The sequence below is a fragment of the Agarivorans sp. 1_MG-2023 genome (assembly GCF_030548385.1).
Lineage (GTDB): Bacteria > Pseudomonadota > Gammaproteobacteria > Enterobacterales > Celerinatantimonadaceae > Agarivorans.
Window position 1 is genome coordinate 95,306 of the sequence record NZ_JAUOSJ010000008.1, and the last position, 21,925, is coordinate 117,230.

16 protein-coding genes are annotated in these 21,925 nt (G+C 44.6%); 1 reads left to right on the forward strand and 15 read right to left on the reverse strand.

Annotation, left to right across the window (positions count from 1 at the left end):
• Window position 1: 1 nt before the first annotated feature.
• The 4 genes from rnr to Q4592_RS13210 all read right to left on the reverse strand — a co-directional run bounded on the left by rnr (window position 2) and on the right by Q4592_RS13210 (window position 5,262).
• Entirely contained in the window at window positions 2-2,530 is a 2,529-nt protein-coding gene (rnr, locus tag Q4592_RS13195; RefSeq protein WP_303513812.1) for a ribonuclease R, read from the reverse strand.
• Between the two features lie 77 nt (window positions 2,531-2,607).
• Window positions 2,608-3,327 (reverse strand): tetratricopeptide repeat protein, encoded by a 720-nt coding sequence (locus tag Q4592_RS13200; RefSeq protein ID WP_137673716.1) that lies wholly within the window; start codon window positions 3,325-3,327, stop codon window positions 2,608-2,610.
• A gap of 117 nt (window positions 3,328-3,444) precedes the next feature.
• Window positions 3,445-4,374, reverse strand: coding sequence for a malate dehydrogenase (gene mdh, locus Q4592_RS13205; protein ID WP_303513817.1), 930 nt, complete (start codon window positions 4,372-4,374; stop codon window positions 3,445-3,447).
• A gap of 180 nt (window positions 4,375-4,554) precedes the next feature.
• Complete coding sequence (locus Q4592_RS13210; RefSeq protein ID WP_303513820.1) at window positions 4,555-5,262, reverse strand: transporter substrate-binding domain-containing protein; 708 nt, start codon at window positions 5,260-5,262, stop codon at window positions 4,555-4,557.
• A gap of 189 nt (window positions 5,263-5,451) precedes the next feature.
• Here Q4592_RS13210 and argR point away from each other — a divergent pair, with 189 nt between their 5' ends.
• Window positions 5,452-5,919 carry a transcriptional regulator ArgR gene (argR, locus tag Q4592_RS13215; RefSeq protein WP_137673713.1) on the forward strand — a complete coding sequence of 156 codons (468 nt, stop codon included), beginning with the start codon at window positions 5,452-5,454 and terminating at the stop codon, window positions 5,917-5,919.
• A gap of 24 nt (window positions 5,920-5,943) precedes the next feature.
• On the opposite strand, the gene Q4592_RS13220 is transcribed toward argR, so the two are convergent.
• From Q4592_RS13220 to aceF, 11 genes are all read right to left on the reverse strand, one after another.
• Window positions 5,944-6,996 carry an ABC transporter ATP-binding protein gene (locus Q4592_RS13220; protein ID WP_303513821.1) on the reverse strand — a complete coding sequence of 351 codons (1,053 nt, stop codon included), beginning with the start codon at window positions 6,994-6,996 and terminating at the stop codon, window positions 5,944-5,946.
• A gap of 7 nt (window positions 6,997-7,003) precedes the next feature.
• Window positions 7,004-8,689 (reverse strand): iron ABC transporter permease, encoded by a 1,686-nt coding sequence (locus Q4592_RS13225; RefSeq protein ID WP_303513823.1) that lies wholly within the window; start codon window positions 8,687-8,689, stop codon window positions 7,004-7,006.
• 102 nt (window positions 8,690-8,791) lie between these two features.
• Window positions 8,792-9,826: an extracellular solute-binding protein gene (locus tag Q4592_RS13230; RefSeq protein WP_303513825.1), complete on the reverse strand. Its 1,035-nt coding sequence runs from the start codon at window positions 9,824-9,826 to the stop codon at window positions 8,792-8,794.
• Window positions 9,827-9,959: 133 nt separating this feature from the next.
• The gene (locus tag Q4592_RS13235; protein ID WP_137673709.1) at window positions 9,960-11,231 is read right to left on the reverse strand and encodes an ammonium transporter; all 1,272 of its coding nucleotides are present in this window, start codon (window positions 11,229-11,231) and stop codon (window positions 9,960-9,962) included.
• 45 nt (window positions 11,232-11,276) lie between these two features.
• The gene (locus Q4592_RS13240; protein WP_016400812.1) at window positions 11,277-11,615 is read right to left on the reverse strand and encodes a P-II family nitrogen regulator; all 339 of its coding nucleotides are present in this window, start codon (window positions 11,613-11,615) and stop codon (window positions 11,277-11,279) included.
• Window positions 11,616-11,964: 349 nt separating this feature from the next.
• Window positions 11,965-12,312 (reverse strand): YacL family protein, encoded by a 348-nt coding sequence (locus tag Q4592_RS13245; RefSeq protein ID WP_303513836.1) that lies wholly within the window; start codon window positions 12,310-12,312, stop codon window positions 11,965-11,967.
• A gap of 10 nt (window positions 12,313-12,322) precedes the next feature.
• Entirely contained in the window at window positions 12,323-13,141 is an 819-nt protein-coding gene (locus Q4592_RS13250; RefSeq protein ID WP_303513841.1) for a winged helix-turn-helix domain-containing protein, read from the reverse strand.
• A 229-nt stretch (window positions 13,142-13,370) separates the two neighbouring features.
• Window positions 13,371-15,968, reverse strand: coding sequence for a bifunctional aconitate hydratase 2/2-methylisocitrate dehydratase (gene acnB / locus Q4592_RS13255; protein WP_303513844.1), 2,598 nt, complete (start codon window positions 15,966-15,968; stop codon window positions 13,371-13,373).
• Window positions 15,969-16,201: 233 nt separating this feature from the next.
• Window positions 16,202-18,418, reverse strand: a complete 2,217-nt coding sequence (locus Q4592_RS13260) for a patatin-like phospholipase family protein (protein WP_303513847.1) — start codon at window positions 18,416-18,418, stop codon at window positions 16,202-16,204.
• An 80-nt stretch (window positions 18,419-18,498) separates the two neighbouring features.
• Window positions 18,499-19,929 (reverse strand): dihydrolipoyl dehydrogenase, encoded by a 1,431-nt coding sequence (gene lpdA, locus Q4592_RS13265; protein WP_137673704.1) that lies wholly within the window; start codon window positions 19,927-19,929, stop codon window positions 18,499-18,501.
• Window positions 19,930-20,060: 131 nt separating this feature from the next.
• The gene (gene aceF, locus Q4592_RS13270) at window positions 20,061-21,923 is read right to left on the reverse strand and encodes a pyruvate dehydrogenase complex dihydrolipoyllysine-residue acetyltransferase (protein WP_303513852.1); all 1,863 of its coding nucleotides are present in this window, start codon (window positions 21,921-21,923) and stop codon (window positions 20,061-20,063) included.
• Between the last annotated feature and the right edge of the window lie 2 nt (window positions 21,924-21,925).

Here is a 21,925-nt window from a genome sequence, read left to right on the forward strand (position 1 = left end):
ATTAATTCTTCTGTTGTTTAGCGGCTGTGCGCTCTTGTTTACCAGGGCGTTGCTTGCGTTTTTTCTTGGGCTTCTTACGCGGTTTGGCCTTGGCGTCATTATTCGGTTTTGCTTTCTTAGCATCAGGGTCACGCTGCTGCCAAGGGCTAAAGCCACCTTTGTTCTCAGAACTGGTGTCTTTATTGCTGTCACTAGCAGTACTTGGCTTGCGTCGTTTGCCTTTATTTTTTGTATCGCGATGGCGTGGTTTCTTTTTACCGCCATTGCGCCCAGTGGTTTCTCGCTCTTCACCAGGTTTGGTAAAACGCTTGCCGCGGCCACCATCTTTACCACTGCGCTGTGGGCGGTCAAACTCATCGGCTTGGCCATCTTTATTAACGATGACAAATTCCATTTTACGATCAGCCATATTTACCGACGCGACTTTTACCGTTACCGCATCACCAATGCGGAAACGTTTGCCGGTTTTCTCACCCACCAGTATCTGACGAGCTGCATCATAATGATAATAATCGCCACGTAAAGAATTGATGTGCACTAGGCCATCAATATGGAACTCTTCTAAACGGGCAAAAAAGCCAAATCCGGTGACTGCTGCAATGGTAGCCGGTAATACCGTACCTACATGATCTTGCATGTATTCGCACTTAAGGCTGTCTGACACTTCACGTGTTGCATCATCGGCGCGACGCTCGGTCATTGAACAAGCTTCACCAAACTTATCCATTTCGTCATCTTGATATGAATAGCCGCCTGTCACTGTCCACTTATTTTTAACAGTTTTACCTGCCGCTTCCGCCTCAAGCTTGTTGACTAAAAATTTAATCACCCGGTGCAATAACAAATCTGGGTAGCGGCGGATCGGCGACGTAAAGTGCGCATAAGACTTAAGCGCTAAACCAAAGTGTCCTAAATTATCAGGTTGATAAACCGCCTGCATCATTGAACGCAGCAACATGGTTTGAATTAGTTCTAAATCTGGACGCTCTTGAATTGATGCCACCAAAGTAAAATAGTCACTCGGCTGAGGCTCATCACCACCACCCAGCGGCAAGCCTAGCTCATTCAAAAAGCCTCTAAAGTTAGTCAGGCGTTCTTTACCCGGTCGGTCGTGTACCCGATACAAAATAGCTTGCTGATGTTTCTCTACAAATTTTGCAGCCGCTACGTTTGCTTGAATCATGCATTCTTCAATCATCTTGTGCGCGTCGTTACGGGTTAGCGGCACAATTTGCTCGATTTTGCGTTGAGCATTAAAAATAAAGCGGGTTTCTTGAGTTTCTAGCTCAATACCACCACGCTGTGCGCGGCTAACTTTTAGCGCACTATAAAGACGATGTAACTCTTGCAGATGCGGAACTTGATCGGCATAACGTTGCGCTAGCGCTTCATCACCATCGAGAATTGCCGCCACTTTGTTATAAGTAAATCGCGCATGTGAATGCATCACCGCTTCGTAAAACTTATAGCCCGACAAACGCCCCGCTGCCGAGATAGTCATTTCAGCCACCATACACAGGCGATCGACTTGCGGGTTCAGTGAACACAAACCATTAGATAACTGCTCTGGCAGCATAGGAATCACTTGATCTGGGAAATAGACTGAATTACCGCGATTAAGCGCTTCTCTATCTAAGGCGGCGTCTGGGCGTACATAATAAGACACATCAGCAATGGCGACCCACAAACGCCAGCCACCTGATTTTTTCGCCTCACAGAACACGGCGTCATCAAAGTCGCGGGCATCTTCACCATCAATGGTGACTAATGGTAAGTCACGCAAATCAACTCGATTTTGCTTAGCAGCCTCATCCACTTCTTCTTCAAGCTTGCTCACCGCTTTAGTGACCGCATTTGGCCAATCATGCGGAATATCATGGTTGCGTAAAGCCACCTGAACTTCCATGCCCGGAGCCATTTTCTCGCCCAGAATGTCGGTTACTTTACCCACCGCCAGTTTTGGCGCGGCAGGACGACTAACTACTTCAATCACCACAACTTGGCCTTGGCGAGCCCCGGCGGTATCATTTTTACCAATCAAGATGTCTTGGTTAATCCGCGAATCATCTGGCACCACGTAACGGTGATTGCCTTCAACAAAGTAACGGCCAACTAATTCGACCTTACCCGCTTTAAGCACTTTTATAATTTGGCCTTCTCGGCGGCCTTTTTTATCCATACTCGACGGCGCAGCCAGAACAAAGTCGTTATGAAACACTTTGCGCATTTCTTTAGCCGGAAGGAATAAGTCGGTGCCTTCTTGAGTGGTTTTCAAAAAACCAAAACCATCGCGATGACCAATAATGGTGCCGGTAACCAAACCTAAACGTTCTGGCAAGGTATAGGCGCCAATACGTGTAGTGACTAACAAGCCTTCTTCTAACATATGCGTTAAGGTTGCCGAAAAATGGGCTTGCTGTTCTTCAGAACATAACGCATGCAGCCAGTCTTTAGAGACAGGTGCCATTTCTTCGGTTAAGGCATTGAGTAAGGTCGATGTAAGAGTGGCCGACGCAGCCTGATTTTGCATTAACTAACCTACCAAGTTGAGCAATTGAGGGGATTACCCTTCAAGAATAGCTCTATGTTAATGCTTTGCGCGTGGCTTTAGTAGGGTTGGTTACTGGCTTTAGCTTTGGCTACCACGTAATCGGGCATCTTCGATGCTAGTGAAGCAAGCAATTGGCTGGCTTCTCGGTGCGTTTTTTTATCGGCAATAATAGAGTGATGTAACCAGCGGTAAGCATCTTCGTAATCGTAAGGACTGCCCTTACCTTCAACATACAGTGAGACCAAACGTAATTGAGCCGGAACAAAGCCTTGACCAGCTGATTCTCTCAGCAAAGGAATTGCTTTAGCATAGTCTTGCTGTACCAAGGTGCCAGTAGCGTAGTAGCGCCCCAGTTGTTCCATGGCAGCGGCTAAACCTTGATTTGCGGCGCGCCACATGTACATCACACCTAATTCTGGGTTGGGCTCTACACATACCCCCCAAGCCAGCATGTCGCCCCACAAAAACTGATAAGCGGGAATGGCTACTTTCTCGGCGCGCGCTTCAATGTCTTCCACCAATTGACAGTCGTCGGCTTTTACACGTGTTAGGTGCTGGTTATTGTTAATCCAAGTAATTAATTCATCTTGCCTATACAGCTGAACCGCTTCTATATCTGATGGGCTAGTATACTCAGTGGGATCAATAGTTACCGGCTCTGCTTGCTGCTGAGGAGCATCAAGTTCGTCTTCTACCGACAAAGCGTCAATAGACTCAGCAAACGCCGAGGTGCTTAAGCCTGCTGCTAGAAGTAATGAAATGAGTTGCTTATTCATAGCCGTTCCTATCGTCTTAACAATTATGCTATCGGCAAGGCTGGCAAAAACTAAAGTGACTTTTTAGCCACAAAAAAAGGAGTGCAAGCACTCCTTAGTATCGGCTAGTGGAAGAGTTTAAACAAACTCAACACCTTTATCGATATCGCCGTGTAAGGTATCTAACATACCTTCAACTGCGGCTTTTTCAAAGGCGCTAATCTCACCATAAGGTAAGATTTCAGCAACACCTTGAGGGCCCAAACGGATAGGTTGAGCAAAGAACTTAGCATGCTCGCTGCCACCGTCTACGTAAGCACACTCAATCACGTCTTCGCCTTGCGCTGCTTTAACTAAAGACAAACAGAAACGTGCTGCTGCTTGGCCCATAGAAAGTGTCGCACTACCGCCACCGGCTTTAGCTTCAACAACTTCTGTACCGGCATTTTGGATGCGTGTAGTCATTGTTGCAATTTCTTCATCAGTAAACGAAATACCGTCTAACTGAGAAAGCAATGGCAAAATTGTTACACCGCTATGGCCGCCAATAACGTTAAGTTTAATGTCTGCTGGGTTTAGGCCTTTCGCTTCAGCGATAAAGGTTTCTGAGCGAATCACGTCTAGTGTGGTTACACCAAACAATTTAGCGGGATCATATACGCCAGCATTTTTTAATACTTCGGCCGCGATTGGAACCGTGGTATTTACTGGGTTAGTGATAATACCAATACATGCCTTTGGACAAGTAACGGCAACTTTCTCGATAAGGTTTTTAACGATGCCCGCGTTGATATTAAATAGATCTGAGCGATCCATACCAGGTTTACGCGCTACACCGGCAGAAATTAGAACAATATCGGCACCTTCTAGGGCCGGGCTAGGGTCTTCGCCTGCGAATCCTTTAATGGCCACTTGTGTAGGGATGTGGCTCAAATCTACAGCAACACCAGGTGTTACTGGGGCGATGTCATAAAGCGAAAGTTCAGAACCAGCGGGTAACTGGGTTTTTAATAGTAATGAAAGGGCTTGGCCAATTCCGCCTGCAGCACCTAATACGGCAACTTTCATCCAACTTCTCCATGCTTTTTTGTAATTGTAGAGGGGATGTCTATAAAGACAGAAACAAGATAACGGAATCCGCTCTAAAATACAATTTAGCAACATTTTTAAAGCAACTTTAAAACAGTAAAAAGCTGCCTTAATCACACTTTAACTATAGGGTTTAAGACCTTGGTCTAACAGTGTTTGTTAGTTAAAGAAGGACTGGTATATTGTTCGGTAACTGCCGTTATTTTTTAACACATTAAGCGCATGGTTGATTTGATTCAGCAGATCTTCGTTTTGCTTTGAAACCGCCATACCTAACCCGCTCGCTGGATAGTTTTCATCCACTTGAGTCACAAAATCCGGATGGCTTGCCAACCAATAGTGAGCTGCTGCCGAATCTAAAAATACTGCATCAATTTTAGCTTGATTCAAATCTGCTAAGGCGAGTTGATAACTGGGGTAAGCAATCGATAGAATATTAGGCCGTTGTTCACGTAAGAAGCGCATAAAGCTCGAGCCACTTTGTACTGCAACCACTGAGTTGCTTGCAACTTCTAGCTCAGGCTTCGAGAGATAAACCGCCATATTATCGAAATAAGCATCACTAAAGCTTACTAAGGTTTTACGTTGCTCGGTAATATCTAAGGCTGATATCGCCACATCGTAATGATCGGCAGCAACGCTAGATAACAAACTATCAAAGGGCTGATGGTAAAACTCACACTCTCGATTTATTTGTTCACAAATGGCCTTAGCCAACTCAATATCGAAACCCACCAGCTGCTTGTGCTCATCAAATGATTCAAAGGGCGGATAAGATGCTTCGGTAACCACTCGCAGAGGTTTATCGTCAGCAAGTACTGATTGAAGTACGAGCAAAGGAAGAAAGAACAGAGATTTTAGCCACATAGTTAACTACACACCAAGTTTGATGTTGCTATCATAATTCAGCTTAGCAAAGCCTCACAAGAAAATGTTGGCTAATTGAACAACAATTATGTGTTTCACTATGCATTTATATGCATAAAACTAGAATAAAGTTGATATACATATAAAAGTTGGCGACAATAACCGCGGATTTACAAGCTCGGATCACCGATGAAATATAGCGATAAACAAGAACAGTTAATTAAAGCATTTAAATCACTGTTAAAAGAAGAACGTTTTGGCTCTCAAGCTGAAATAGTGACCGCCCTACAAGATCAGGGTTTCGAAAATATCAACCAATCGAAAGTGTCACGCATGCTAAGCAAGTTTGGCGCAGTGCGTACTCGAAACGCAAAAATGGAAATGGTTTACTGCCTACCTGCAGAGCTAGGTGTTCCTACTGTTTCTAGTCAATTAAAAATCTTAGTACTAGAAATGGATTTTAACGATGCCTTAATCGTTATTCATACTAGCCCTGGTGCGGCGCAGTTAATTGCCCGTTTGCTAGATTCATTAGGTAAAGCTGAAGGTATTCTTGGCACCATTGCTGGTGATGATACTATTTTTATTACCCCTACCCGCCAAGTTGCGATTGCCGATGTATTTCAATCGGTAAAAGAACTGTTTGAAGTCGCCTAAGGCTTCAAACAACACTTCCCCAAACTACACTTTGGGGAAGACAAATGCCGCATCACCATTAACCGATAACCATACCTTAGTGCCCGGACTTGCTTGCCAATGGTCACGCATTCGCGCATGAATCACCTGCTCAGGTAATTCAGCTAGCTGTAACCTAAAGTGCGTTTCATTACCCATTGAATGCACCGAGATAATACTCGCTTCTACTTGTTGGCTGTTTTCAAGCTGATGCACCACCACATCTTTAGCGCGAACAATCACCTCTGCCAGTTCGCCATCGTTAATTTGATTGGCCGAAAACGCCCCTAAAGCGGTACTAACCGCACCTTGCTCTGCAGGTACAACAAAGCGATTGCTTGGGCCAAACAATGCTGCCACAAAGGCATTTTCTGGCTGATTGTAGATTTCTTGAGGGCTAGCATTTTGAACGATTTCGCCCTGCTCCATCACAACAATACGATCCGCGATAAACATCGCCTCTAGCGGGTCGTGAGTCACCATCACTGCGGGGGTTTTGGTTTTCTTCAATACGTCGAGGGTTTCTTCTCGCACTTGTTGGCGTAAATGCTCATCGAGTGCAGAGAACGGTTCGTCCAACAACATGGTGTTAGGCTCTGGAGCTAAAGCGCGTAATAGGGCGACACGCTGCTGCTGGCCACCCGACAAAGTATGCGGAAAGCGATCTAGCAGACCTTGCATGCCCATGTTGTTTAAGCTTTCTTCAATCCACTGGCGACGCTTTGGTAAATCTTGTTGCTTGCGTAGTCCGTACTCTATATTGGTTTTAACACTCATATGCGGAAACAAGGCATAGTCTTGAAACATCATACCTATCGCGCGTTGCTCTGGAGCTAAGTGTATAGCTTGTGCCGGGGCTGCTACTAACTTGTCTTGCAAGTACAGCTCACCACTTTGCAGCCGTTCTAAACCTGCGATTAAACGCAATAAAGTAGTTTTTCCGCAGCCTGATGGGCCCAGCAGCGCTACAATTTGGTTTTCTTCAACCTCAATACTGACATCTTTAAGCGCCTGCTGTTCACCGTAGAAATGATTAACTTTACGTAAAACAATACTCATTGCGGGTTTAGTGTCCTTGTGGGCGCTGTTCTGAAGAGCCAATATTTCGACTCATAATGATAACCGGAAGAATACCTGCCAATAATATGGTTAAGGCTGCTAAAGCACTTTGCTCTAGTTGCTCCAAAGAGGCTAAATCCCATACTTGAGTAGACAAGGTATTAAAATTGAACGGCCTTAAAATTAAGGTAATTGGCAGCTCTTTCATGGTGTCGACAAATACTAATAACATAGCAGTAAGTAAGCTTGGCCTGATCAGCGGCAAATGGATCCGCCACAGCGTTTTACCAGAGCGGCTGCCTAATACTCGAGAAGCGTCGTCCATTTCTGGCGTAATTTTAGTTAGGCTGGCATCTAGGGTGCGGTAACTTAAGGCAATAAAACGTAAAGAGTAAGCCAACACTAAAGCCCCTCCTGTGCCGGTAAGCAGTAAACCTGTAGGGTAGTTAAACCAAGCTTTCATTAAGCTATCGACCGCATTATCAAACAAGCCAAGCGGATACAAAATACCTACCGCCAATACCGCACCAGGAATCGCATAACCCAGCGTTGCTGCCTCGGCGATGCTGCGCATCTTATTACTTTTAGATAAACGTACTCCATAGGCTAGTAATAAACCCAAGGCTGTAGTGAGTAACGCCGCCATTGCAGCTAACGAAAAGCTATTCCACGCATTAGTTAAATACTGGTCAAAGCCAGAATCTAAGTTACGTAAAGCATAATTACTTAACACCGTGACCGGCAGGATGAACCCCAAACTAATCGGCAACAAACAAAGTAGCGTGGCCGTCCAAGCTTTAGCGCCTTTAAGAGGCTCGGCAAACATTGCTGGAGATTGCCCAGTCAACTTGTAAAACTTACCTGCGTTGCGGCTGTAACGCTCTAGCCCCAGCAGTAAAATAGAGAAACTCACCAACATTAAGGCAATTTGTGCAGCGGCCGACAAGCTACTCATGTTCAGCCATACATCAAAAATACCCGCGGTAAGCGTGGGTACCGCAAAAAACTCTACGGTGCCATATTCATTAATGGTTTCCATTAAGGCTAAAGTCACACCCACTACTATGGCTGGCCTGGCCAATGGAAGTGCTACTTTAAAAAAGCTTTGTGTTTGGCTTTTCCCTAAACAGCGACTCATTTCAAACAGCTGCGCGGCTTGCTCGACAAATGCAGCACGAGCCAACAAATACACATAAGGGTAAAGCACTAAACTGAGTACAGCGATAGCACCTTGAATCGAGCGGATCTCAGGAAACCAATAATCGCGCGCGGTTTGCCAGCCAAAAATTGCCCGCAAGCTTTTTTGCACAAAACCGGCGTATTCCAATTGATCGGTTATCACAAAGGCCAATATGTAACTCGGCACAGCTAAAGGCAGCAAAAGTGCCCATACAAAAACAGATTTTAAAGGGAAGTTAAATCGAGTAACCAGCCACGCCGCCCCTGTACCAATAAAAGCGGTAAACAGGGCAACTCCCATACACAACAGCAGGGTGTTTTTAACATATATCCAAAACACCGTATCGAGCAGATGCTGCCAAATTTCTTGGTTATTCGCCCAAGATAACTTAAATAAGGTGATGACCGGAATAAACGCCAGAATGGCAATCGCAAGCGCTATCCATACCCATAGATCGAAGCGAGATTTAGACAACAATAATCGAACCGAAGTAGACGTAGCGGTAGTGCTCATAGCTTCCAAACAAAAAACGGCGCTGCGCCGTATACACAAAAAAAGCTGACCTCAGGCCAGCTTTATCTAAGCTTGCAGATAGAACAGCAAGTTTAGCAACCTTTACATATCAAAGCCAACGCGGTCAACCAAGCGAGCTGCTGCTGCGCGCTGGTCTGCTACGTCTTGTAACGAAATGCGGTCAGATTTGAAATCGCCTAAGCTTTCAATGAACTCGTCGGTTTTAATGCCAGCGCGTACAGGTTCTTCAAAGTTAGCGGTAGCGTACAGGCCTTGAGCCGTTTCACCCACTAAGAACTCTAGCAACTTAATCGCATTATCTTTGTTTTTAGCGGTATTCAGTAAACCAGCACCCGAAATGTTAATGTGCTGACCGCGGCCACCCACTTGTTGGTCTAAGTACTCAACACGGATTTGCTCGGCCCACTGCTGTTGCTCAGGGCTTTTAGTGTTGTAAAACATTTTACCCATGTAGTAGCGGTTGGCGATAGCAAGGTCACATTGACCTTCGAAAATAGCCTTAGCTTGAGCACGGTCATTACCTTGAGGTTTGCGAGCTAAGTTGTCTTTAACGCCGCGTAACCATGTTTCAGCAGCTTCTTCACCATCTTCGGCAATCACAGAAGCAATTAAACCAATGTTATATACATGTTTGCCTGAGCGCGTACAAATGCGACCCTTCCACTTTGGATCAGCTAAATCATTCAGAGACGCTAACTCACCCTCTTTCACACGATCTTTATGTGCGTAAACAACACGAGCACGTGTGGTTAAGGCAAACCAAAGGTTCTCTGGGTGGCGCAAGTGCGCGGGTACAACGTCATTTAATACTGGTGAATCTACCGCTTCAAACAAACCAGCAGCACGTACTTCTTCCAAGCGACCAATATCAACGGTAAGCACTAAATCAGCAGGGTTATTCGCACCAGCAGCCTTAATCTTTTCGGCTAAGCCTTTTTCTGCGTGAACAACATTTACCTTAATGCCAGTTTCGACGGTAAATGCATCGGTAAGTGGTTGTAGTAGGCTTTGTTGGCGGTATGAGTACAAGTTAACTTCTTCTGCAGCAATGGCTGGCGTAGCAACAACCAATGAAGCCAATACGGCTACCAACGAAGAGAATACAGATTTGTTCACAAGCGAATCCTTCAAATAGTTAAACGCAAATCGTTATCATTTGACTTAAGATTAACATGCGTTAACTAAATTGCCTATGTTTTAAAACAAAAAAAGGCCTGCAAAAGCAGGCCTTTTTGATAACAAGTTATTCTTAGTTAGAAGATTTAACTGTTACGAACTCTGGGTATGCATCGATACCACAATCAGACAGGTCCATACCGTTCATTTCTTCTTCTTCTGTTACTCGAATACCCATTACGGCTTTCAAGATACTCCAAACAATGAAGCTTGAAACGAATACCCAACCAAAGATAGTTAAGGCACCAATGATTTGGCCAGAGAAACTAGAACCATCGTTAGTTAGTGGAACAAGTAGTAGACCGAACAAACCAACTACACCGTGAACTGAGATAGCACCTACTGGATCATCAATCTTAATCTTGTCGAAGAATACGATTGAAGCAACTACCAATACGCCTGCTACAGCACCAAACATAGTGGCTTGAAGCGCAGTAGGAGTAGAAGGTTCAGCAGTAATTGCTACTAGGCCAGCCAATGCGCCGTTTAGTAACATTGTTAGGTCAGCTTTGCCCCAAGTTAACTTACACACAAGTAGAGCAGAAACAGCACCCGCTGCCGCAGCTGCGTTAGTGTTTAGGAATACCATAGCAACAGAGTGAGCGCTTGAGGCATCAGCGAGTTTCAATACAGAACCGCCATTGAAGCCGAACCAACCCATCCATAAGATGAAAGTACCTACAGTAGCAAGTGGCATGTTTGAACCCGGGATTGGGTTAACAGAACCATTTTTGCTGTATTTACCTTTACGAGCGCCGAGTAGCAATACACCAGACAATGCTGCAGCAGCACCTGCTAAGTGAACAATACCTGAACCAGCGAAGTCAGAGAAACCAAGGTCGCCTAAGTTGTAAAGACCAAATACGTCTGCACCGCCCCATGTCCAGCTACCTTCTAGAGGGTAGATGAAACCAGTTAGCACTACAGCAAAGATTAAGAATGCCCAAAGCTTCATACGCTCAGCAACCGCACCAGATACGATAGACATTGCTGTAGCTACAAATACTACTTGGAAGAAGAAGTCAGAAGCACCTGAGTATACGCTGCCGCCTTCAAAGCCTTCTTCAGCTTTAGAAGCCAGTACGCCACCAAGGTCAAAGGCTTCGATGCCTGATAAGAAGATGCCACCGTCGTACATGATTGAGTAACCACATACCAAGTACATGATACAAGCGATAGAATAAAGAGCGATGTTCTTAGTAAGAATCTCTGTGGTGTTTTTAGCACGAACTAAACCTGCTTCCAACATTGAAAAGCCAGCAGCCATCCACATAACTAATGCGCCACACACCAAAAAGTAGAAGGTGTCCATGGCATATTGCAGTTGATAAATTTCGTTTTCCATAATTACTTCCCCGTAATCCCTGTTATAAGCTTGCTAAGGTTTCCCTTAGATAGCCTCTGCATCCATTTCGCCAGTACGAATACGTACTACGTTGCTTAAGTCGTATACAAAAATCTTACCGTCACCAATTTTGCCGGTGTAAGCTGCACTAGAAATAGCTTCGATAATGCGATCTACATTTTCTGAGCTAGTAGCGATTTCCAATTTTACTTTAGGTAGAAAATCAACTTGGTATTCAGCACCACGGTAAAGTTCTGTGTGACCTTTTTGACGACCAAAGCCTTTAACTTCAGATACGGTTAAACCATCTACGCCTACTTCGGCGATGGCTTCACGCACGTCATCCAATTTGAATGGCTTGATTATCGCGCTAATTAGTTTCATTTGAGCTCCTCCAAAGAGTCATCGATTAACTTTTCTCGAATAACAACTTACAAGCGGTGTGCCAAAAGCGCATAAACCATAAAAAACAAAGAGTTAAAAACAAAAACCTAATTGACAAAAAAATCACGCGCACCAACTTGGTGCCAATATTTTTAACATTGTTCTATTTTGGCTCACAAAATTTCACAACAAAATCCAGCAGCACTAATTAAGTGCAAACACTATTAAGGACAAATAAACAGGGAAAAGAAAACTAACAGGTAAGTAGCTAAGCTAATGAGCAATAAGGATTAATGATTCAAACAAGTAATGCGGAAAAGGATGCTAGGTGGAAAGTTGTTGCACCAATTTAATATTTAATAATAGATTTTAACAGTTCGATGAAATCGTCATAACCGCACGCACTGTGGGCGGCGTCTAAACTCAAGGCTTCTTCTAGTAAACCCGGATGTTCACTTGATTCGTCTGTAGAGACTTCAATGCTTACTTCGTCGCAACTTGCCACGAAACGAAACTCGGCGCTATCTAAACAAAGCTCATCTAAACCACTAAGCTGTTCGAGTTGCGCTAACAAGCGCAGAACAAACTGACGATCTTTATTTAATTCACGCTCAAGCCACATCGAAAAACACCGATGCTCGTCTCCGCAATCAATAATAAATTCGCCGTCCAAAGAACGGCGTATCGTCAGTTCCATACTTATTAGTCTAGTTGCTCATGCAAGTTGACTGCAAGTTTACGTTAACCGAAGTGTTTAGCATAGTAGGTACAAGATCGTAGGCTACATTAGGCTTTAGTTTGAAACGAGCCGCTAGCGCAGATTTAATCTGTTTTTCTAGCACTTCGTTATTAACCGGTTTAACCACTAAGCCCTGCACGTCCATCAATACGTTAAAGCCTAGCAACTGCTTGCTAGCCTCCGACGCCATTGACAAAATAGCAATGTCTGAACTGGCAAGTGTTTGCCCAGTGCGGATAGCTTTGATTAGTTTTAAGCCTTCGGCATTCGCCAAATCAGTATCTACAATCACAACCTGAAACTCATTGGTCATTAGGCGATCATGTAATAAGCCTGCATTAGAAAACATTTCCAAATGCTTTAATTCGCCATCTTCCATATGTGATTGGATCTGTTGGCATGTTGCAGGGTCACTCAACAGCAGCGCTTTGGCTTGCACTTGAGCCGGTTCAGCTTTAGTTCGGTTAGGTTGACCTACTGACTCACATCTAGCGATATAGCCCTTTTTAGGGATTGTCGCAATGGTTAAGTCGGTATTGTTTAGCGTGGTAATCACTTTACGTAACTGGGATATATGTTGATTAATAGTATGGTCGGAAACACTACGTCCCCATACTGCGTCAGACAAGTCGTCTCTCCCCACAACTTGATTGACATGTTTACATAAATATCCCAATAAATGGGTTCTCAATGGTCCTAAATAGGCACTTTTATCCTTAAACGTAATACTATTTTGGCTCATATCTACGGCCAAAGGGCCAACTACAACAACATCATTAAAGGACATATAGTTTTCCAACAGCAAGTAAATGAGCTAGTCAAATCTAGCATGCACTTTATACCAGTAAATACTAAAATATCCTATGACAAATAGCGCAAAATAGCAAAAAATTACAAAAAACTTACATAAAAACAGCTACAAATTGACAAATGCGGCATAAAAAATGTAAAAAAGGTAAAGTGAAAGGCAAAAAAAAAGCACAGCTATTAGCTGTGCTTGTCGATTTTGCAGAAGGTTAAACTGCAGCTTGAACGATTACCTCATCAGCGACTTTGGTGTAGTCACTAATTTGATCAAAGTTTAAGTAGCGGTAAGTATCTGCTGCAGTTGCATCAATTTGCTTAGCGTATTCTAAGTACTCGGCTGGAGTAGGAAGCTTACCTAAAATGGCTGATACAGCGGCTAACTCTGCCGACGCAAGATATACATTGGCGCCAGTACCTAAGCGGTTCGGGAAGTTACGTGTAGACGTAGACACTACCGTTGAGTTGTCGGCTACTCGTGCTTGGTTACCCATACACAATGAACAACCTGGGATCTCGGTGCGAGCACCTACACGGCCATAGATTCCGTAATAGCCTTCTTCAGTTAACTGCTTTTGGTCCATACGTGTTGGCGGAGCAACCCACATGCGTGTAGGTAACGAGCCAGTATGTTTATCAAGTAGTTTACCCGCAGCTCGGAAATGGCCAATGTTGGTCATACAAGAGCCAAGGAATACTTCATCAATTTTTTGGCCGGCCACTTCAGACAGCAAACGTGCGTCATCTGGGTCGTTTGGTGCACACAATACAGGCTCACCAATATCAGCTAAGTCAATCTCGATAATTTCAGCGTACTCTGCGTCTTTATCGGCTTCCATTAACTCTGGATTAGCTACCCACTCTTGCATTGCAGTAATACGGCGCTCAATGGTACGGCGGTCGCCATAACCTTCAGCAATCATCCACTTCAACATAACAATGTTAGAGTTTAAGTACTCAATGATTGGCTCTTTCGCAAGCTTGATGGTACAACCCGCGGCACTACGCTCAGCAGAAGCATCAGACAATTCAAAAGCTTGTTCAACTTTTAAGTTTTCTAAGCCTTCAATTTCTAGAATGCGACCAGAGAAAGCGTTTTTCTTGCCTTTCTTCTCAACAGTTAACAAACCGTTTTGAATCGCTGCGTAAGGAATGGCATGAACCAAATCACGCAATGTGATACCAGGCTTCATCTCACCTTTAAAACGCACCAAGATTGACTCAGGCATATCCAATGGCATAACACCGGTTGCAGCTGCGAATGCCACTAGACCAGAACCCGCAGGGAATGAAATACCAATTGGGAAACGTGTATGTGAATCACCACCAGTACCCACAGTATCTGGTAACAACATACGGTTTAGCCAAGAGTGAATAACACCATCACCAGGGCGTAATGAAACACCGCCACGATTCATAATGAAGTCAGGCAAAGTATGGTGAGTAGTTACGTCTACTGGTTTAGGGTAAGCCGCCGTGTGGCAGAATGACTGCATGGTTAGGTCTGCAGAGAAACCTAAACACGCTAAATCTTTAAGTTCATCACGGGTCATTGGTCCAGTTGTATCTTGCGAACCCACAGTTGTCATTTTAGGCTCACAGTATTGGCCAGGACGGATCCCTTCAACACTACACGCTTTACCTACCATTTTTTGCGCCAGCGTAAAGCCTTTGCTTGAAGCAGCAACATCTTGAGGACGTTTAAATACTTCTGATGGTGCTAAACCTAAAGAAACACGGGCACGGTCAGTTAAGCCACGGCCAATAATTAGAGGAATACGGCCACCAGCGCGTACTTCGTCTAACAACACCTCTGTTTTAAGCTCGAAGGTTGATATCACTTCATCGCTACCAGCTTTTTTCACTTCACCAGCAAATGGGTAAATGTCGATAACATCGCCCATCGCAAGTTGTTCCACATCTAGCTCAATCGGCAACGCACCCGCATCTTCCATGGTGTTGAAGAAGATAGGGGCAATTTTACCACCTAGACAGAAACCACCACCGCGCTTGTTTGGTACATTAGGGATATCGTCACCCATCAACCACAGCACAGAGTTAGTCGCAGATTTACGTGAAGAACCAGTACCAACAACATCACCTACGTAAACTAAAGGGTGACCTTTTTCTTGTAGTGCTTCAATTTGCTTCATTGGCCCAATAGTGCCCGCTTGATCAGGTTCAATACCTTCTCGTGCGTTTTTAAGCATGGCTAAAGCATGTAATGGAATGTCTGGGCGTGACCAAGCATCAGGTGCTGGAGACAAGTCATCGGTATTGGTTTCACCGGTTACTTTAAATACAGTTAGTGTCGATTTCTCAGCTAACTCAGGACGGTTTAAGAACCATTCTGCGTCAGCCCAACTTTGCATCACTTGTTGTGCAAAGTTATTGCCCGTTTTGGCTTTTTCTTCCACGTCGTGGAAAGAATCAAACATTAGCAGGGTATGCGATAAGGCTTTAACTGCAATCGGGGCTAATTCGGCGTTATCCAATAATGAGATAAGCGGCTCGATGTTGTAACCACCTTGCATGGTGCCTAACAACTCTGTTGCATAAGCAGCTGACACGATAGGTGAAGTCACCTCTCCTGTAGTAACAGCGGCAAGAAAACCAGCTTTTACATAGGCGGCTTCGTCTACACCAGGGGGAATTCGATTAGCTAATAAATCCAGAAGGAATGCGTCTTCACCTGCTGGCGGAGCTTTTAATAACTCTACTAATCCTGCAGTTTGTTCAGCATCTAGGGGTTTAGGTACAATACCTTCAACAGCACGCTCTTCGACGTGTTTGCGGTAGCTTTCTAGCACGGCTCGCTCCTTATTGTAATAATGCCCGTAGGGGATATCCATATATATGGGCCATTGGGTAGCTGGCCTCATCGGGCTGAGATTATAGCCGTTTTAACTATAAATTAAAATATCGGCATTTTTAATAAACCACCAAAAATCAAACAAAAACCTTTAATTACAATAAGATAAATGCATTATTATACTTTAGCCACAAAGCCTAAAGTTACAATTTATTCACATTTGTCACGTATTTAGAAGTCATTGCCAATAAACAAATATAAGGTTTGCTCAGTTTGATTATGCCCATAAGCCAACACTATTGGCCCTAGCATGCTGGTATCTAGAGCCATAAATACGCTCCCAGCCCAAATGGCGCTGTCATATGAAATGTCGCTAGAGTTGTTCCACACCCCACCATTTTCTAGTGAGCCACCAACAAATACAGGCGCTTGAAAAGCCGGCGATTGGTAATGATGAAGTTGGTAAAAATACATTAAGCCGGTTAGCGCTTTGTAGCGGCCAGATAGCTGCTCGTAGGTAAAACCAGACAACCTTAGGAAGCCACCAAGATCTTGAGCATCAGTAGGAATGATAAAATCACTGCCGGTGCTTCCGTATTCACCAAACCAATTGAAATTGTGCTTATCCCAACCAAACGGCACCTTCCAACGTGTTTCAAAACTGGGCGCTAGTACGCTAGAAAACTCATCCACGTCCTCATGATAAAGCGTAAAATTAACATCTAGCATTTTCCCTTGGGTTGGAAAGGCCCAACTATTTAAGGTGTCGTAATCAAACTTAAAATAAGGCCCATACAGCCAATAGTTTGCTTCTGCAGCGATACCATTAACTTCAATATTGCCATGTTTTGCCGCTAGACCTACCGCCCATTCTTGCCAAGGTTGATAATTCCACGCTAAGTGAGTGCGAAACTGCAGATCAGAGAAACTAGCCTCTAGGTATTCAAAGTCTTCCGATATTCCGTAAAGGCGACGATTACGTTTATCGTATTCTGCCGAAATCGCCCAAGAGTACTTTAAGCTTTCGGTTATTGGTGAGTAGTATTCGGTATACAGTCGTTTAATCGAACCTATTTCAACTTCATTACGCCACTCGGCGCCCAAATCGTTTAAATTGGTTAAGGTAAAACCCAAGCCTATGTTGGCTTCAGTTCTATCGGAGAAGTTCTCTTGTAAGCCTATCTTCATGTCAAAGTAGCCCGGACCCCAGCTTTTCTCCTGAGTGTCCACATGAATTACATTCTCGCCTTGCTCAGTGCTAATGCGATAATCTACCCGCTCAAATGTTCCTAAGGCATACAGCTGGCTAATTTTTTCTTCTAACTCAGCCTTAGATAAAAGCTCACCTTGGTTGAGTTTTAAACGCGCTAAAATAACCTCATCACTAAGGCTTGAGTCGTTATTTAGCTCGATACGGCTTACTACAAACTCCTCATGTAACTTGAGCTGTGCTTTACGCTCAGTAACAGTTTGCCGATAGGCCAAATACTCTTGATGTTGCTCGATAACACCTATCCGTTTAGCTAATTCGGCAATAGGCTCCCTGCCCGCTTCTTTACCTCGTTGTAACGCTAGCGGCATAGCAGAGAAGTCCGCGGTATCTACTCCCGTCATATCAGGAGAAATTAATAAATCATCGGCGCTTAACAACGCTATTTGTCGTTCGGTGCCAGAGCGAGTTAAAAAGATAGATAGCTGATCCACCACATCAACCGCGGTATTAAGTTGGCCCTGTTTTTTAAGCCGTGAACCAATATCAACTGCGATAATAATATCGGCACCCATCTCTTTAAGTACATCCACCGGCATGTTGTTTACTACCCCTCCATCAGACAGCTGTTTACCGTCTAACTCCACTGGACGTAGTGCTCCCGGCACCGACATACTGGCTTGCATAGCGACCGCTAAATCACCTCGCTCAAGTATATAAGGTTTCATTTCAGCCATATCGGTGGCGACTGCGCGATAGGGAATTGCGAGCTCGTCAAAGCTTGCTAGCGCTTCTAGATTACTGGTGGCAAAACGGAGAATTTCGGCCATGGTTTGACCTTGTACAGCGCCTTTGGGTATTTGAATACCTTGCTCATTTAGCCCCAAAGGTAGAGAGATCTGATAATCGTCTTGTTGTTTTTTACTGCGTAGCGACAACTCGCTTCGTGTTACATCGTCAACAAAGCCGCTTTCCCAATGAATAGAAAATGTTAATGCTTCTATTTCTTCAGCGGTATAGCCCATTGCTAACATAGCGCCGAAGTAAGCGCCCATACTGGTACCTGCAACATAATCAACGGGAACATTGTATTCTTCTAAAAGTTGCATAACCCCAAGATGCGCAGCACCTTTAGCGCCACCACCACTTAACGCTAAGCCTATTTTAGGACGCGCTACTACGCTAAAAGCAGTAGATAAAAAAACTAACAGTAATAGGCTATTGCGCAAACGCGGCATCAAGAGTCATTCCTTTGAAAACAAACAATAAAGGCAGCCAAGGCTGCCTTTATAACTTTAGTTTTTAAAACTATCTGAGTCTATTTTTTCTTTTTCTTAGCTTTGGCATTTGGAAGGTCGGTAATGCTGCCTTCGAAAATTTCTGCCGCTAAACCTACAGACTCATGCAAGGTTGGGTGAGCATGAATAGTTAATGCAATATCTTCAGCATCACAACCCATCTCAATGGCTAGGCCAATTTCACCAAGCAATTCACCGCCATTGGTACCCACAACTGCGCCACCAATTACACGACCAGATTCTTTATCAAAAATCATCTTAGTCATACCGTCTGGGCAATCTGATGCGATAGCGCGACCAGAAGCAGCCCAAGGGAATACCGATGCTTCGTAGTTAATACCCTGTGCTTTAGCTTCTTTCTCGGTTAAGCCAACCCATGCCATCTCGGGCTCGGTGTAAGCAATAGAAGGAATCACTTTAGGATCAAAGAAGTGCTTCTTGCCAGAGATAACTTCAGCAGCAACATGGCCTTCGTGCACACCTTTATGAGCCAACATAGGTTGACCAACAATGTCACCAATAGCATGAATGTGCGGTACGTTTGTACGAAGTTGCTTATCAACTTCAATGAAACCACGTTCGGTTACTTCGATGCCTGCTTTTTCAGCTTCTAAGCCCAAGCCATTTGGTACACGGCCTACAGCTACTAGTACTGCGTCGTAACGTACTGGTTCATGTGGCGCTTGCTTACCTTCGTAAGTCACGTATAAACCATCGGTTTTAGACTCTACGGCTATCACTTTGGTTTCTAACATGATGTTGAACTTGTCTTTCACCTTCTTGGTGTAAGCACGCACAACGTCTTTATCAGCAGCAGGTACTAGCTGGTCAGCAAATTCAACTACATCAATCTCACTGCCTAGTGCGCCGTATACTGTACCCATTTCTAGGCCAATAATACCGCCACCCAATACCAACAATTTGCCTGGAACTTCTTTTAGTTCTAGTGCATCTGTTGAATCCCAAACACGTGGATCATTATGTGGGATAAATGGTAATTTAACTGGGCGAGAGCCCGCAGCAATAATCGCGTTATCGAAGTTGATAGTTGTGACGCCTTCGTCACCTTCAACTTGCAATGAGTTAGCGCCAGTAAACTTACCTAGGCCCTGAACTACTTTAACTTTACGCATTTTAGCCATACCGTCGAGGCCGCCAGTCAGTTGACTGATGACTTTTTCTTTCCAGGTACGGATTTTATTAATGTCGGTTTGTGGCTCACCAAATACAATGCCGTGCTCAGCCAGTGATTTTGCTTCTTCAATCACTTTAGCTACGTGCAATAGTGCTTTTGATGGGATACAGCCCACATTCAAACATACTCCGCCGAGGGTGGCGTAGCGTTCTACAATTACTGTTTCCAAACCTAAATCGGCAGCACGGAAGGCAGCAGAATAACCTGCAGGGCCTGCACCCAGTACTACCACCTGGGTCTTGATTTCCTTACTCATTGATGACCTCTTGGTATTGTTATGTTGTAAAGCTGCTGTAGGGTAAATCTGTTAACCATGCAGCTAAACTGAGTTTACGGTTAATCGGTATAAAAAAGAAGAGCCGGGTGATAAACACCCAGCTCTTATTACTAAAGTACTAGTCGGCGAATATCACCTAACAAGCCACTTAAGGTGGAGATGAATCTAGCTCCATCTGCACCATCAATCACTCGATGGTCATAAGACAATGCCAGCGGTAGCATTAACTTCGGTACAAAGTCTTTACCATTCCACTTAGGTTTCATCTCACTGCGTGATACACCTAAAATGGCCACTTCAGGCGCATTTACAATAGGCGTGAACTGCGTACCACCAATGCCACCAAGGCTAGATATAGTGAAACAGCCACCTTGCATGTCTGAGGCTGTTAGTTTACCTGCTCGTGCTTTCTTCGAAATTTCTACCAGCTCTTCTGAAAGCTGGTAAACACCTTTCTTGTTCACATCACGCACTACCGGTACAACCAAGCCGTTTGGCGTGTCCACCGCAATACCAATGTGAATATATTTCTTCATGATAAGGCTATTGCCATCATCTGAAAGCGCCGAGTTAAACTTAGGCATAGCTTCTAGGGTTTTAGCAGCTGCTTTTAGCATAAATACGAGAGGCGTAATCTTGAAACCAAGCTGTTGCTTCTCAGCAATCACGTTCTGCTCTTTACGGAAGGCTTCCATTTCTGAAATGTCAGCTTCGTCAAATTGAGTAACGTGTGGGATCTTCACCCAGTTACGGTGTAAAGCAGGGCCAGAGATTTTCTGAATGCGTGATAACGGAACTTCTTCCACTTCACCAAATTTAGAGTAATCAATACTCGGCCAAGCTGCTACAGCCATACCCGCGCCACCAGCAGAAGCACCAGACTCAAGTACTTTAACTGCTTGTTTAACGTAAGCTTGTACGTCTTCTTTAACGATACGGCCCTTACGACCAGACGCTTTAACCTTGGCTAAATCAACCCCGAATTCACGAGCTAAACGACGAATAACCGGTGAAGCATGTACGTAGGCACTGTTTTCAACAAACTCACCTGCTTTAGCAGGAGCGCTTGCCGTTTTAGCTGGCGCAGGAGCCGCTGCAGGTGGTTTAGCAGCTTCAGCTGGTGCCGCCGCTGGTGCGCTAGCAACAGGCGCTGCAGATGTAACTTCAAACACCATAATCAGCGAGCCAGTTTTTACTTTATCGCCAGTCGTAACCTTAAGCTCTTTAACCACACCAGCAAACGGCGCTGGTACTTCCATAGCGGCTTTGTCACCTTCTACAGAAATCAGAGTTTGTTCAAGCTCAACAGTGTCGCCAACCGATACAGTTACTTCGGTGACTTCAACTTCGTCGTCACCAATATCAGGGATTAGAACTTGCTGCTCTTGTTTAGCTGCTGGAGCCGCAGGTGCGGCCTCTGCAACAGGAGCTGAAGCAGGCGCGGAACCAGCTACTTCAAACTCCATAATAAGAGAACCGGTAGTCACTTTATCGCCTACCGCTACGCTAATCGCTTTTACCGTGCCAACAAATGGAGCAGGTACTTCCATAGCGGCTTTATCGCCTTCTACAGAAATAAGCGTTTGCTCAGCGTCAATAACATCACCCACACTCACTGCGATTTCAGTAATTTCTACTTCATCATCGCCAATATCTGGTACGTGCACTAACTCTACCGAGCTAGCAGCAGGCGTTGCTGATGCAACCGGCGCTTCTGCTGCTGGCGTTGCAGCTGCAGCACCTTCGGCTTCAAAGATCATAATCAGTGCGTTTGTCGCAACACTGTCACCCACCGCTACTTTAATTTCTTTCACAACACCCGCTTGAGATGCTGGTACTTCCATAGCGGCTTTGTCGCCTTCTACCGAAATAAGCGATTGCTCTAACTCTACGCTGTCGCCCACATTGACAAGAATTTCGGTAACTTCTACTTCATCATCGCCAATATCTGGTACAAAAATTTCAATACTCATAT